This window comes from Stackebrandtia albiflava (assembly GCF_007994225.1).
Classification (GTDB): Bacteria; Actinomycetota; Actinomycetes; order Mycobacteriales; family Micromonosporaceae; genus Stackebrandtia; species Stackebrandtia albiflava.
This window is the reverse complement of the sequence record NZ_VLLL01000007.1, coordinates 189,191-202,947: the sequence shown is the minus strand read 5'-3', so window position 1 is coordinate 202,947 and position 13,757 is coordinate 189,191. Positions and strand designations below refer to the sequence as shown.

Sequence of the window (13,757 nt, the reverse complement as noted above, 5' to 3'; positions counted from 1 at the left end):
CCGACGTCAGCTCGGCAGCCGCTCGCACAACAGCGCCGTGTGCCTCTCCCCGATCCGGGTGACGATGAGGGTTGCCTCGTTGTCGCCGGCGGGTTTCAGTTCCCGCCGCAACCGGTCGGGTTCGACGTCGGCGCCGCGTTTCTTGACGGTGAGCCTGCCGATCCGCCGGGCGGCGACGAGCTGCCGGAGTTTCTTGACGTGGAACGGCAGGACCTCGTCGATGCGGTAGCCGGTGGCGAGCGGCGTGGGATGTATCGCGTCGGTGTACAGGTAGGCGATCTTGGGGTGGGCGAGCCTCCCGGCGACCAGTTCGGCGAGTTCGGCGACCAGGTGCGCCCGGATGACCGCACCGTCGGGTTCGTACAGGAACCCACCGATCTCGCCGACAGTGGCCTGCCGGTCGCCGGGGCCGGTCAGTTCGGTGACCCGGCGGCCGGTGATGACACTGGCGCGGCGGGGCGCCGTCGCGACTCCGCCGCGCCACAGGGCGGCCTCGACGACGTCGCCGTCGACGGAGACCCATTCGGCCTCGGCGTCGGGCGGGATGATGGAGTGGTCGATGCCGGGGCCGACCTTGCAGACCCGGTGGTCGACGTCCTCGGTGAGCCGCCACAGTTCGGGCAGCGGCGGCGAGTACATCCGGGGGTCGAATATGCGTCGTCCGGCGTGGCGGCGGGCGGGGTCGGCGAAGGCGGCGTCGACGCCGGTGAGGTCGGTGTCCTGGGCGCGTTCGTGCCGTACCTCGACCTGGCCGGACAGGCCGAGGGCGGCGGCGTTGGCGCGCGCGATGTCGGCGGTCTCGGCGTCGCTGTCGACGGCGACGACGGTGAGCCCGTGCCTGGCCATGGCGAACGCGTCCGCTCCGATGCCGCAACACAGGTCGGCGACCCGGTCGGCACCGGCGGCGGCGAGCCGGTCGGCGCGGCGTTCCGCGACGACGGCGCGGCTGGCCTGTTCGAGTCCGTCGCGGGTGAAGAACATCCGGGCGGTGTCGGGGCCGAACTTGGGGTACGCGGCGGCGCGGAGCGTCGCCTGGTTCATGGCGGCCTGCGCGAGTTCGGGGTCGTCGGTGTGCCGCCGCAGTGCCACCGCCGCCCGGTCGGGTCGTTCAGTGAGCAGCCGGGTGGCGGTCGCCACGAGTGCGTGTCCTTCGGGGTTGTCGAGCCGCGTCGCGTTCACGTGAGTCATTGTCGCGGTAGCGGTGGCGGTCCACACCGGCGTTGCGGGTTTCGCGTCCGCGGCCGCGCGTTACGGTCGTTCCCGAGCCTCAAAGCCGTGCCCCACCTGCTGAACTGGCACTCGACCGGAAGGAGTGCCAATCGGGTGTGCCGGGCTGGCACTCTCAGGCGGCGGGTGCTAATTTGGTCCTCGGGCGCCGACGGCCCCGGTCACCCGCGACGACCGAGGCCGATCCGACTGCCCGCTCGAACTAGCAGCGTATGAAGGGTATGAGCCACATGGGCACTGCGACCAAGGTTGCGATCAAGCCGCTGGAAGACCGCATCGTCGTCCAGGCCAACGAGGCGGAGACCACCACCGCCTCCGGCATCGTCATTCCGGACACCGCCAAGGAGAAGCCCCAGGAGGGCACCGTGCTGGCCGTGGGTCCGGGCCGGGTTGACGACAAGGGCAACCGCGTCCCGATCGACGTCAAGGTCGGCGACACCGTTCTGTACTCCAAGTACGGCGGCACCGAGGTCAAGTACGCCGGTGAGGACTACCTGGTCCTGTCGGCGCGCGACGTTCTCGCTGTCATCGAGAAGTAACGATCTTCGCTTCCGCCCCGGTCCGCCTGCCGGTCGCGCCGCGCCTCGTGCGCTCCGCGACGGTTCGCCGGGCCGGGGCGTTCTGATCAGGAGGGAAACCCATGCCGAAGATCCTCAGCTTCGCCGATGAAGCGCGCGGCAACATCGAACACGGTGTCGACCATCTGGCCGACGCCGTGAAGGTGACGCTCGGTCCCAAGGGCCGCAACGTCGTCCTGGACAAGAAGTTCGGCGCTCCCACGATCACCAACGACGGCGTCACCATCGCCAAGGAGATCGAGCTGGCCGACCCGTACGCCAACCTCGGCGCCCAGTTGGTCAAGGAGGTCGCCACCAAGACCAACGACGTCGCCGGTGACGGCACCACCACGGCGACCGTGCTGGCCCAGGCGATGCTGCGCGCGGGCCTGCGCAACGTCGCCGCCGGTGCGAGCCCGATCTCGCTCAAGCGGGGCATGGACGCCGCCGCCCGGGCCGTCAACGACGCACTGCTCGCCAAGGCCACCGAGGTGTCCGGCAAGGAGGCGATCAGCCAGGTCGCCACCGTGTCGGCGCAGGACGGCCAGATCGGTACGTTGATCGCCGAGGCCTTCGAGGCGGTCGGCGCCGACGGCGTCATCACCATCGAGGAGGGTTCCACGCTCGCGACCGAGCTGGAGGTCACCGAGGGGATGCAGTTCGACAAGGGCTACATCTCCCCGCACTTCGTGACCGACGGCGAGGGCCAGGAGGCCGTCTTCGAGGACCCGCACATCCTCATCACCAACTCCAAGATCTCGGCGATCGAGGAGCTGCTTCCGGTCCTGGAGAAGGTCCAGCAGAGCGGCAAGCCGCTGGTGATCATCGCCGAGGACGTCGAGGGCCAGGCCCTGGCGACCCTGGTGGTGAACGCGGTCCGCAAGACCTTCAAGGCGGTCGCGGTGAAGGCCCCCGCCTTCGGTGACCGTCGCAAGGCCATCCTGGAGGACGTCGCGATCCTCACCGGTGCCCAGGTCGTCAGTGACGAGATCGGTCTCAAGCTGGACCAGGTCGGCCTCGCCGAGCTGGGTACGGCCCGCCGTGTCGTCGTCACCAAGGACACCACGACCGTGGTCGAGGGCGGCGGCGACCAGGCCGACGTGGAGGCCCGTGTCAAGCAGATCCGGCTCCAGGCCGAGCAGACCGACTCCAGTTGGGACCGCGAGAAGCTGGAGGAGCGGCTCGCGAAGCTCTCCGGTGGTGTCGCGGTCATCCGGGTCGGTGCGGCCACCGAGGTGGAACTCAAGGAACGCAAGCACCGGATCGAGGACGCCGTCTCGGCGACCCGTGCGGCGCTCGAAGAGGGCATCGTGCCCGGTGGTGGTGCGGCGCTCATCCAGGTGCGCGACGCCCTGTCCGGTCTGGATCTCGACGAGGAGGCCGCCGTGGGCGTCCGCATCGTCGAGGAGTCGCTCCAGGCGCCGCTGCACCTGATCGCCCGCAACGCGGGCGAGTCCGGTGACGTGGTGGTCTCCAAGGTCGCGGAACTGTCGTGGGGTCACGGCTTCGACGCCGCCAACAGCCAGTACCTCGACCTGATCGGCACCGGGATCGTCGACCCGGTCAAGGTCACCCGCAACGCCGTGTCCAACGCGGTCAGCATCGCGGCGCTGGCGTTGACGACCGAGGCCCTCGTCGTCGACAAGCCGGAGGAGGAGTCCGCCGCCGGCGGTCACGGTCACTCGCACGGTCACGGCCACTCGCACTAGTCGCGGGTCGGCGGGAGCGCCGACGGGATCGCGACTGCGCGTGCGCCATCGGAAGCGGGGTGCCACCATTGTGGTGTGGCGCCCCGCTTCTCGTGTCGACGGCGCCGGTTTGGTGGGACTGGTGGGAGGAGACGGAGTGTTTCACGTCACGTTCGGTGGGGAGGTGTGCGGTGACGGTCCGTGGGCGGTCGCCGACACGGTGGAGAAACACCGGGTCACGCCCGGTGCCCCGGGTGTGTCGCCCCGGCGCGGGGGGCGTCGTGCGGGGCTCCGGGAAAAGAATCCCCTCACGCTCCGTCATACCTGCGGCGAGACGTGGTCCCGACTGAGAGGAACCTCCTCAACCGAAGGCGAAAGGTGACTTCACGTGAAAACCGTTCTGGTCTGCGTCAGGACCCCGGAAGCCGCGCAGCGGATATCGTCCTGCGCCGCCCGCGTGGGTATGGCCCCGGCGGTGCGTACCGTGCTGACCGCTGAAGAGATCCCCGCCCGGCTGACGGCACAGCCCGTCGACGTCGTCCTGGTCGACGTCGGCATGGCCCGCCCCGACCCGGTGCAGTTCACGAGGGGCGTCCTGGCACGGTCCCCCCAGACCGACGTGGTCATGGTCGGCCCGGCCGATCCACGTCTGGCGGCGGCGGTGGTGGCCGCCGGCGCCCGAGGCGTCATCCGGGTCGGCTGGGAGGGCGAGGACCTGGTCGTGGCGCTCACCCAGGCCGTCATGCTGATCTGCCCGAGCCGGTCCGGTGACCTGCCCCGGCAGCGGATCGCGCCGCGTGGCCTCACCGAGCGTGAGATGCAGGTGTTGCGCGGGATGAGCCAGGGCAAGAGCAACGCCGAGATCGGCAGGGACCTGTTCGTCTCGGAGGACACCGTCAAGACCCATGCCCGCAGGTTGTTCCGGAAACTGGGCGCGCGGGACCGGGCGCACGCGGTGGCGGAGGCGTTCCGGGGTGGGTTGGTGCACTGACCCGGCGGGGCGGTTCCACACCCTCCGGGAGGGCGACGGGACGATGGGTGCGGCGGCCGGTGACGCGACCGGTCGCCGGATCGGCGGACGCGGTTCAGCCGCCGGGCGGGGGTTCCTCGCCGGCCTGCCCGTCGTCGCCGAACTCGTGGTAGACGTCCTGCCAGCAGTCGACGTAGCCGCGGGCGTAGTCCCAGCTCACGTAGTCGTCGGGGTTGGGGTCGAAGGCGGGTTCGTGGATCCGCGGTGAGTTGTCGCCCAGGACGTGGGTGAGGTTGTTCTTGAGCAGGCCCCATTCGAAGTAGTGGGGTTCCCGGCAGTCGGGGCACTCCACCACCAGGCCCCGGATACCGGTCGGCTCCAGAACCTGCTGAAAGATCTCAAGACTCGACAGGTCGTCGATCAGCTCGGCCCGCTCGGTCTCGGTCAACGGGTCGTGCGGTTCCAGGCCGGGCCAGTCATCGTCCGGGTCTTGCGGAAATGGATCCTGCGGCTCGTCCTGCACCCGTCAAGCCTAGCCCGTGGCGACGCCCGTCCGCAGGGCCATCCGACGGTGGGCGCGGGCACTCGCCGACCGCGGCCCCGTCGTCCCGGGCGCGCCGGGGAGTCCGGCGCCGCGCCGCGTGGCGGGCGTCATCGCGGCCGAACCGGCCCGTGACGAGGGGACCTTTAGGATGGGGAGATGGCGTTTACTGGGGATTTCGATTCGACCGCCGCCGGGGTGTCGGTGCCTATGGGTGCGACGACGGGCATCCCGCTCGGCCTGACGTTCGACGACGTGCTGCTGCTTCCGGGGGAGTCCGACGTGGTGCCCGCCGACGTCGACACGAGCAGCCGGTTGACCCGCCGGATCACCCTGCACACCCCGCTGATCTCGGCGGGCATGGACACCGTCACCGAGGCGAGGATGGCCATCGCGATGGCCAGGCAGGGTGGTATCGGGCTGCTGCACCGCAACCTGTCGGCCGAGGACCAGGCACAGCAGGTGGACCTGGTGAAGCGGTCGGAGTCCGGCATGGTCGCCGACCCGATCACGTGCGCGCCCGGTGACACCCTCGCCGAGGTGGACGCCCTGTGCGCCCGGTACCGGATCTCGGGCGTGCCGGTGGTGGACGACGACGGCGCCCTCGTCGGCATCGTCACCAACCGTGACATGCGGTTCGAGACGGACATGAGCGTCCCGGTCGAACAGGTCATGACGCGCGCGCCGCTGGTCACCGCGCCCGCGGGCGTGTCGGACGACGAGGCGCTTCACCTGCTGAAGCGGCACAAGGTCGAGAAGCTGCCGATCGTGGACGAGCGGGGGCGGCTGCGCGGCCTCATCACCGTGAAGGACTTCGCCAAGAAGGAGCAGTACCCGCTGGCGACCAAGGACGACTCCGGCCGGCTCCGGGTCGCCGCCGCCATCGGTGTCGGCGAGGAGCAGTACCGGCGGGCCGGGTTGTTGGTGGACGCGGGTGTCGACGCCATCGCGGTGGACTCCTCGCACGGTCACAGTCGCGGCGTGCTCGACATGATCGCCCGCATCTCGAAGGACTTCGGGGACCGGGTCGACATCATCGGCGGCAACATCGCCACCAGTGACGGCGCGCTGGCGCTCATCGAGGCGGGGTCGGACGCGGTCAAGGTCGGTGTCGGACCGGGCGCGATCTGCACGACCCGGGTGGTGTCGGGCGTGGGCGCGCCGCAGATCAGTTCGATCATGGACGCCGCGCGTGTCGCGCGGGGACACGGTGTGCCGGTGATCGGGGACGGCGGCATCCAGTACTCCGGCGACATCTCCAAGGCGATCGTGGCGGGCGCGGACACCGTCATGCTGGGACAGTTGTTCGCCGGCTGCGAGGAGAGCCCCGGCGACCTGGTCTTCATCAACGGCAAGCAGTTCAAGGCGTACCGGGGGATGGGGTCGCTGGGCGCGATGCAGTCGCGCGGCGACGCCAAGTCCTACTCCAAGGACCGGTACTTCCAGGAGGGCAACACCAACGAGAAGCTGGTGCCCGAGGGCGTGGAGGGCCAGGTGCCCTACCGGGGCACCCTCGCCCAGGTGATGTACCAGCTCGTCGGCGGCCTGCGCATCGCGATGGGATACGCCGGCGCGGGTACCATCGACGCGCTGCACGAACGCGGCCGTCTGGTCAGGATCACCGCGGCGGGCTTGAAGGAGTCCCACCCGCACGACATCCAGATGACCGTCGAGGCACCCAATTACCACTCCCGATAGGAGCATCACCCGTGCGTGACGTGGTGGAGATCGGAAAAGGCAAGTCCGCCCGGCGCGGTTTCGAACTGTCCGAGGTGTCGCTGGTGCCCAGCCGCCGCACCCGGGACGTCGACGACGTCTCCACCGCCTGGCAACTGGACGCCTACCAGTTCGGGATCCCGTGTGTCGCACATCCGTCCGACGCCACCATGAGCCCGGAGTCGGCGATCGAGCTGAGCCGGCAGGGTGGTCTCGGTGTCCTCAACGCGGAGGGCCTTTGGTGCCGTTACGAGGACCCGACCCCGGTGCTGGCGGAGCTGGCGGGCCTGTCCGACGACGCGGCGACCGCGCGCCTCCAGGAGGTGTACGCCGAGCCGATCAAGCCGTCGCTGATCACCGAGCGCGTCAAGCAGATGCGTGACGCCGGCGCGACCGTGTCGGTGCGGGTGTCGCCGCAGCACACCATCGCGTTGTCGCCGGTGGTGTTGGACGCGGGAGTGGACGTACTCGTCATCCAGGGCACTCTGGTGTCGGCCGAGCACGTGTCCACCGGGGACGAGCCCCTGAACCTCAAGGAGTTCATCGCCGACCTGGACCTGCCGGTGGTGGTGGGCGGCTGCACGAACTACACCACCGCGCTGCACCTGATGCGGACCGGCGCGGCGGGCGTCATCGTCGGTGTCGGCGCGGACCTGTGGTCCACCACCGGTGACGTCCTGGGTATCTCGGTGCCGATGGCGTCGGCGATCGCCGACGCGGCGGCGGCCCGCCGCGACTACCTCGACGAGACCGGCGGGCGGTACGTCCACCTCATCGCCGACGGTGACATCGAGAGCTCGGGGGACATCGCCAAGGCCGTGGCGTGCGGCGCGGACGCCGTCATGCTCGGTGGAGTTCTGGCCGAAGCCGCCGAGGCGCCCGCCGGCGGCGCGTGGTGGCACTCGGCCGCCAGCCACCCGAAACTCCCCCGCGGCATGTACCGCCCGGCCGAGGAGGACCGCGACGCGGTGTCGATGGAGACGCTGCTTCACGGCCCCTCCCACGAGCCGTACGGCAACCACAACCTGTTCGGCGGGCTGCGCCGGTCGATGGCCAAGTGCGGGTACTCGAACCTGAAGGAGTTCCAGAAGGTCGAGCTGACCGTCTCCTGACCGCACCGTCGGGGGAGTCGATGTTCCGGAGTCACCGGGCATCGACGCCCCCGCTCCGGCGCATCCCCCGGCCTGCGGTGCCGTGGCCGCGGCCACACGTCGGCTAGTGTCACGTCATGAGTCGCGCTTCACTGTCAATCGACGCCAGGTTGCACGAGTACCTGGTCACCCACGGCACCCCGCCCGACCCGCTGCTGCGGGAGCTGATCGAGGAGACCCGCAAGGCGCTTCCGGAGCGGGCCGGTATGCAGATCGGACCCGAGCAGGCGGCCTTCACGACGCTGCTCACCCGGTTGATCGGTGCCCGCCGCGCCGTCGAGGTCGGCACGTTCACCGGCATGTCGTCCCTGGCCATCGCGAGGGGACTGCCCGACGACGGACGGCTGACCTGTTTCGACATCTCCGACGAGTTCACCTCGATCGCCCGCCGGTACTGGGAACGGGACGGCCAGGCGGGGAAGATCGAACTGCGGATCGGTGACGCCCGTAAGGAACTGCGGTCGTTGCCGGAGGAACCACACCTGGACCTGGCGTTCATCGACGCCGACAAGCCCGGCTACGCCGAGTACTGGGAGCAGTTGGTTCCCCGGGTGCGGCCCGGCGGCCTGATCGCCGTCGACAACGTGTTGTGGAGCGGCCGGGTGGCCGACCCGGCGATCGTCGAGGACCAGACGGAGATCATCCGCAGGTTCAACACGCAGGTGGTCGCGGACGACCGCGTGGAACAGGTCATGCTGCCCATCGGTGACGGTCTCACCCTGGCCCGCCGGCTCTGACCCCTCACTCCCCGTCTCGAAACGGCTCGGTGGGTCATACCGCCCGCGCGGTCGGCCATACGACCCCGGAGAAACGGACCTCCGGTGGGATTCGAGGCACGTCGCCCGTCGTATGGCCGGCCGAGCCGAGGGACACGGGTCAGACGGGGGTGCGGTCCAGCCAGTCCGGCAACCGGGCCAGGCAGTCCCGCCAACCCTGGATGTGCGCGTCGCGTTCGGCGGCCGAACCGAACCCGGAGTGGGTGAGGATCAGGCCCACCCCGGAGAACCGCACCACGACCTCGGTCTCGACGGATTCGCCGTCCCACCGCCACGTGGTCTCCAACCGCTGCGGCGCCGACACCGACCGGTACACCCCGGACGCGCCGATTCCCAACGTCGGCGCCGATATCCGCCACCCGCCGCCCGCCCGCAACGCGATCTCGGCGGTGGCGGCCGGGTCGGGCCACAGCCAGGCCGCGAGCGCGTTCGGATCGGTGAACGACCGCCACAACCGGTCGGCTCCGGCATGGGAACGGGCATGGTGAGTCAGCGTGTACATCTCATCCTCGACACAACGGCATACCGGACGACGCCCGGTGGGACGGAGACACCGGCCGACCCCTGCTTCCAGTGCCGCGCCCGGCCGGCCGTCGGCCGCCGGGCGAACAACACTGTAATCGTGGCCGGTGCGTCCCGCGTCGGCGCAGTGGCATTGCGCGTGCCGGTGGTCCTCAGCCGGTGAAGTCGACCTCGTCGACGGACAGGACCCGGATACGCCGTCCCGGGAACTCGATGCCCCGGTAGATCGCGTCGTGGTGCGCCAACGCCTGCGCGGCGGGCGCGAAACCGTCCCCGGGTGACCGCAGCGACGTGGTGTGCCCGCCGGTGACCCACACCAGGTCGTAGCGGCGGCTCAACGCCTGACGGGCGGTCGATTCGACGCACTGCTCGGTCGCGAAACCGGTCACGACGACCTCGGTGACCCCGGCGGCGCGCAGTACCTCGTCGAGGTCGGTGTCCAGGAACGAGTCGGCGGCGGTCTTGTGGACGACCGGTTCACCGGGCGCGGGGGTGAGCGCGTCGGTGACCCGCCAGCCGTCGGTCCCCGGTTCCAGGCCGGGGCCGCGGTGCTGGACGGTGACGACGAGGGCGCCCGCCGCCGTGGCGCGTTCCCGCAGGGCCGCGACGGCGGCGATGGTGTCCCGGGCGCGGTGGGCGATGTCCATGAGGGCGTTCTGCATGTCGATCACCAGGAGGGCGCTGCGATGTGTCACGGAGCGAGGGTACGAGACCGTCGGCGGGTCAGCGTTGCCACTCGGCGACGATGAGGCCGGCGTCCTTGAGGCTGTCGACCAGGACGTCGCTCTCCCAGTCGAGGACGCGGCGGCGCCTGCGGGTGGCGGGACTGCCGGCTCCCAACGCGACGTCCAGTTCCTCGACGGCGCCGTCGAGGTCGATCTCGGGTCCGGCACGGCCGGTCCTGACCCATTCGGCCAGCCGATGGTAGGCGGCGTCGATCGCGTCCTCGAACTCGTCGATGCCCGGGAGTTGCGCGGCGTCGCCGCGACGCACCCCTCCCTCCATCACGATCAGCGACCGGGCCGCCCGTTCGAGGACGGCCTCCAGGTCCCGGATGTCCTCGCTGTACGGCCGGGGACCGCCGATCGGTTCGATGGTCGCCTGTTCGGTCGCGGCGTTGAGTTCCGACCGGCGTAGCCGTACCTCGTCCACCGCGTCGCGGAGTACCTTCTCGTCACGTTCTAGGGGTCGCGCCTGGAACTGCAGCACCAGGTTGGCGTAGTCGCGGTACGCCTCGATGAGGTCCGCCATGAGTTCGGGCAGTCGCCGGGTCTGCCAGGTCGGCAGCAGCCAGTACAGCCCGATGGCGACGAGCCCGCCGAGCAGTGTCGCCAGGCCGCGTTCCAACGCGACCGACATGTTCGCCTCGGCGGCGAAGTCGAGTTGGAACACCGCGAACCCGGCGACGGCGGCACTGAACACGAAGAACGACACCGGCAGCACCAGGTACGCCAGCATCGCGAACACCAGGATCGTCGCCGCCGCCCACAGTGACCTGTTCTCCACCACGAACGCCAGCGCGGTGGCCACCACCACGCCCGCGGTGGTGCCGAGGGTCCGTTCGATGCCGCGCCCGACCGTGGCCGCGAAGTCGGGTCGCAGCACGATCCACGCCGTCAACGGCAACCAGAACCCGTGGTCCCCCGGCCACAACAGGCCCGCCCCGGTGGCGGCGGCGATGACCATGGCCGCGCGGATGGCGTGCTGGAACGCGGGCGACCGGGGACTGAGGTTCGCCCGGATGGTCTGGAACTCCTCGCTGAAGCGGCTGCGGACACGGATGCGGCGGGAGACGACGGTGGTGGCGGGTTCGCCCCGCACGACGCGTTCGATGAGCCGGGCGGTGTGTTGGAGGGCGCGTTGCAGCCGCCGAACCTCCTGTCCCGCCACGGTGTGCCGGGTGGACATGACCCCGGACTCGTCGGAGGGGGCGGCGTCGATGGAGGCGGCCAGGTCCTCCTCCCAGTCCCGGGGTAGGCCCTTCTGGTCGACGATGTACTCCGCCAGCCGGTCGAGGGCCGTCGCGGACTCCCGCAGGACCCGGCCGGTCTGGCGGGCCGCCATCGGGTCCTCGTCGAGCAGCCTGGCCCGGGCGACACCGACCGCGATGAGGGCGGCCCGCAGTTCGTAGAGCTGCCCGGTGACCTCCCTGAGCACGTGCGGCACCCGGCGGCGTTCCCCGATGACGGTCGAGGCGTCCAACAGCGACTTGGTGGGCAGGGACGCGTTGAGCGATTCGGTGATGCCCCGGCTGTATTCGGCGAGTTCCCGGAACGCATGTGCGACGCCCAGCCGTTCGGGCCGGAACCGGGACCACGGCGGCAGCAGGGTCGCCGCGCCCTGTACGACACCGCCGAACACCGCCGCGCCCGCGGCGAGGAGCCAGGAGTTGCCCTCGCTGATCGAGGCGGCGAGTACGAAGGTCACACCGCACACGGTGGTGGCGGAGCCGATGGCCGACCCCAGTGAACCGATGAACGCCATCGCCAGGGCCCAGGCCGCGCTCAACACCAGCAGCAGTATCGGGCCGGTGCCCGCCAGGTTGCCCAACAGCACGGCCACCCCGATGGCGGCGCCGACCAGGATCGGCAGTGTCGGGCGGGGCCGCACCCCCGGTACGAGCAGGGTGATACCCGCGCACCAGGCGCCCAGCATGGCGGGCGCGGCCGGGATGAGGGGCGCGAACACGATCGTCGCGAGGAGCACGACGCCGAAGCCGGTCGCGGCCCGCATCGCCATGGCCGGCTGGACGCGTTCGGCGTGCCATGCGAACAGCGACCGGCCGACGTGTCGGGCGGGGCCAGTGAAGTTCACCGCGTCAGCTTAGATCCTGGCGGCCCCGTTGCGTCTCAGATCGGTGCCCGCGTCCGCAACTGCCGGACGCGGCCCCGGGCGACGCACGGGGTGGCGGCCTGGCGGGGGCCGCTGACATGCGGCGACATAGAGTTGGGGCATGAGTCTGCCTCGTCCGGTGCTGGTGGTCGACTACGGCGCCCAGTACGCACAGCTGATCGCGCGGCGGGTCCGCGACCTGAACGTCTACTCCGAGATCGTGCCGTCGACACTGTCCACGGAGGAGCTGCTGGCGAAGGATCCGGCCGCGATCATCCTGTCCGGGGGGCCGGCGAGCGTCAACGCCGACGACACGCCGGTGCCGACCGCCGACCTGTTCGACGCGGACGTCCCGGTGTTCGGCATCTGTTACGGCTTCCAGGCGATGGCGGTCGCCCTGGGCGGCACCGTGGAGGCCACCGGCATGCGGGAGTTCGGCGGCACCGCGTTGGAGGTGTCGGGGGAGTCGCGCCTGTTCGAGGGGCTGCCCGTCGGCCAGTCGGTGTGGATGAGCCACACCGACTGCGTGTCGCGGGCACCGGAGGGTTTCACCGCGGTGGCCCGTACGGCGGGCGCGCCGGTCGCGGCGTTCGAGGACCTGGTGCGCCGGCACGCGGGCGTGCAGTTCCACCCCGAGGTGGCGCACACCCCGCACGGTCAGGCGGTGCTGCGGCACTTCCTCTACGACATCGCGAAGCTGGAACCCACCTGGACGATGAACAACGTCATCGAGGAGCAGGTGGCGGTCATCCGTGAGCAGGTCGGTGACCGGCGGGTGTTGTGCGCCCTGTCGGGCGGCGTGGACTCCTCGGTGGCGGCGGCACTCGTGCACCGCGCGGTCGGGGACCAGTTGACCTGCGTCTTCGTCGACCACGGTCTGTTGCGGGCGGGGGAGGCGGAGCAGGTCGAGAAGGACTACGTTGCCGCCACCGGTATCAACCTGAAGGTCGTCGACGCCACCGAGCGGTTCATGACGGCGCTGCGGGGCCACACCGACCCAGAGACCAAACGCAAGATCATCGGCCGCGAGTTCATCCGGGTGTTCGAGGCGGCGGCCCGCGAGGTCGACGCCGAGGGGCACATCGAGTTCCTGGTGCAGGGGACGCTGTACCCGGACGTCGTGGAGTCCGGCGGCGGCACCGGCACCGCCAACATCAAGTCCCACCACAACGTGGGTGGCCTGCCCGAGGACATGAAGTTCACCCTCGTGGAGCCGCTGCGGACCCTGTTCAAGGACGAGGTGCGCCGCATCGGTACGGAGCTGGGCCTGCCCGAGGCGATGGTGTGGCGGCACCCGTTCCCCGGTCCGGGGCTCGCGATCCGGGTCATCGGGGAGGTGACGTCGGAACGGCTGGAGATCCTGCGCGCCGCCGACGCGATAGCCCGCGCCGAACTCACCGCGTCCGGCCTCGACCGCTCGGTGTGGCAGTTCCCGGTGGTGCTGTTGGCCGACGTCCGGTCGGTGGGCGTGGCGGGAGACGGCCGCACCTACGGATACCCGATCGTGTTGCGCCCGGTGTCGAGCGAGGACGCCATGACGGCCGACTGGTCGCGCCTGCCGTACGAACTGCTCGCCAGGATCTCCACCCGCATCACCAACGAGGTCGCCGAGGTCAACAGGGTGGTGCTCGACATCACGAGCAAGCCGCCGGGCACCATCGAATGGGAGTGACCCCGACCGGGCGCCGGACGTGACACCCCCGGCGACACGGAGGGGCATGGAGTCGGCTGCGGGGTGAGTGTGCGATCCCGGCCGGTGGTGTGGCCGAATGTCGGG

The 13,757-nt window shown here is 70.5% G+C and carries 12 protein-coding genes; 7 read left to right on the top strand and 5 right to left on the bottom strand.

The genetic code is table 11. The features are described 5' to 3' along the window. Window positions 1-6 precede the first annotated feature (6 nt). Window positions 7-1,188 carry a class I SAM-dependent methyltransferase gene (locus LX16_RS19845; RefSeq protein ID WP_147141337.1) on the bottom strand — a complete coding sequence of 394 codons (1,182 nt, stop codon included), beginning with the start codon at window positions 1,186-1,188 and terminating at the stop codon, window positions 7-9. 269 nt (window positions 1,189-1,457) lie between these two features. On the opposite strand from LX16_RS19845, the gene groES reads away from it, so the two are divergent. The 3 genes from groES (at window position 1,458) to LX16_RS27685 (ending at window position 4,463) form a co-directional block, all read left to right on the top strand. Beyond that, window positions 1,458-1,766 (top strand): co-chaperone GroES, encoded by a 309-nt coding sequence (groES, locus tag LX16_RS19840; RefSeq protein ID WP_147141334.1) that lies wholly within the window; start codon window positions 1,458-1,460, stop codon window positions 1,764-1,766. Window positions 1,767-1,867: 101 nt separating this feature from the next. Then, window positions 1,868-3,493 (top strand): chaperonin GroEL, encoded by a 1,626-nt coding sequence (gene groL, locus LX16_RS19835; RefSeq protein ID WP_147141331.1) that lies wholly within the window; start codon window positions 1,868-1,870, stop codon window positions 3,491-3,493. Window positions 3,494-3,860: 367 nt separating this feature from the next. Then, window positions 3,861-4,463, top strand: a complete 603-nt coding sequence (locus LX16_RS27685) for a helix-turn-helix transcriptional regulator (RefSeq protein WP_147141327.1) — start codon at window positions 3,861-3,863, stop codon at window positions 4,461-4,463. Window positions 4,464-4,557: 94 nt separating this feature from the next. Here the strand turns inward: LX16_RS27685 and LX16_RS19825 are convergent, their stop codons facing one another. After that, window positions 4,558-4,965, bottom strand: coding sequence for a DUF5319 family protein (locus LX16_RS19825; RefSeq protein WP_147141323.1), 408 nt, complete (start codon window positions 4,963-4,965; stop codon window positions 4,558-4,560). A 228-nt stretch (window positions 4,966-5,193) separates the two neighbouring features. Here LX16_RS19825 and guaB point away from each other — a divergent pair, with 228 nt between their 5' ends. From guaB to LX16_RS19810, 3 genes are all read left to right on the top strand, one after another. Continuing rightward, window positions 5,194-6,681, top strand: coding sequence for an IMP dehydrogenase (gene guaB, locus LX16_RS19820; RefSeq protein WP_244615924.1), 1,488 nt, complete (start codon window positions 5,194-5,196; stop codon window positions 6,679-6,681). Window positions 6,682-6,692: 11 nt separating this feature from the next. Further along, window positions 6,693-7,811, top strand: a complete 1,119-nt coding sequence (locus LX16_RS19815) for a GuaB3 family IMP dehydrogenase-related protein (protein ID WP_147141318.1) — start codon at window positions 6,693-6,695, stop codon at window positions 7,809-7,811. 116 nt (window positions 7,812-7,927) lie between these two features. Further along, window positions 7,928-8,587 carry an O-methyltransferase gene (locus LX16_RS19810; protein WP_147141315.1) on the top strand — a complete coding sequence of 220 codons (660 nt, stop codon included), beginning with the start codon at window positions 7,928-7,930 and terminating at the stop codon, window positions 8,585-8,587. A gap of 139 nt (window positions 8,588-8,726) precedes the next feature. Here the strand turns inward: LX16_RS19810 and LX16_RS19805 are convergent, their stop codons facing one another. The 3 genes from LX16_RS19805 to LX16_RS19795 form a co-directional block, all read right to left on the bottom strand. After that, a complete protein-coding gene (locus LX16_RS19805; RefSeq protein WP_147141312.1) occupies window positions 8,727-9,128 on the bottom strand; it encodes an SRPBCC family protein in 402 nt (133 codons plus the stop codon). Window positions 9,129-9,300: 172 nt separating this feature from the next. Next, the gene (locus LX16_RS19800; protein ID WP_147141309.1) at window positions 9,301-9,843 is read right to left on the bottom strand and encodes an isochorismatase family protein; all 543 of its coding nucleotides are present in this window, start codon (window positions 9,841-9,843) and stop codon (window positions 9,301-9,303) included. 28 nt (window positions 9,844-9,871) lie between these two features. Next, window positions 9,872-11,962: an FUSC family protein gene (locus LX16_RS19795; protein WP_147141306.1), complete on the bottom strand. Its 2,091-nt coding sequence runs from the start codon at window positions 11,960-11,962 to the stop codon at window positions 9,872-9,874. A gap of 139 nt (window positions 11,963-12,101) precedes the next feature. Here LX16_RS19795 and guaA point away from each other — a divergent pair, with 139 nt between their 5' ends. Then, on the top strand, window positions 12,102-13,652 hold the full coding sequence (gene guaA, locus LX16_RS19790) for a glutamine-hydrolyzing GMP synthase (protein WP_147141303.1): 1,551 nt from the start codon (window positions 12,102-12,104) through the stop codon (window positions 13,650-13,652). The last annotated feature ends 105 nt before the right edge of the window (window positions 13,653-13,757 follow it).

Excerpts from the sequence above, each read along its gene's own strand:
- LX16_RS19845 (WP_147141337.1), bottom strand. The coding sequence starts at position 1,188 with ATGACTCACGTGAACGCGACGCGGCTCGACAACCCCGAAGGACACGCA.
- LX16_RS19805 (WP_147141312.1), bottom strand. The coding sequence starts at position 9,128 with ATGTACACGCTGACTCACCATGCCCGTTCCCATGCCGGAGCCGACCGG.
- groL (WP_147141331.1), top strand. The coding sequence starts at position 1,868 with ATGCCGAAGATCCTCAGCTTCGCCGATGAAGCGCGCGGCAACATCGAA.
- guaB (WP_244615924.1), top strand. The coding sequence starts at position 5,194 with ATGGGTGCGACGACGGGCATCCCGCTCGGCCTGACGTTCGACGACGTG.
- LX16_RS19810 (WP_147141315.1), top strand. The coding sequence starts at position 7,928 with ATGAGTCGCGCTTCACTGTCAATCGACGCCAGGTTGCACGAGTACCTG.
- guaA (WP_147141303.1), top strand. The coding sequence starts at position 12,102 with ATGAGTCTGCCTCGTCCGGTGCTGGTGGTCGACTACGGCGCCCAGTAC.
- groES (WP_147141334.1), top strand. The coding sequence starts at position 1,458 with ATGGGCACTGCGACCAAGGTTGCGATCAAGCCGCTGGAAGACCGCATC.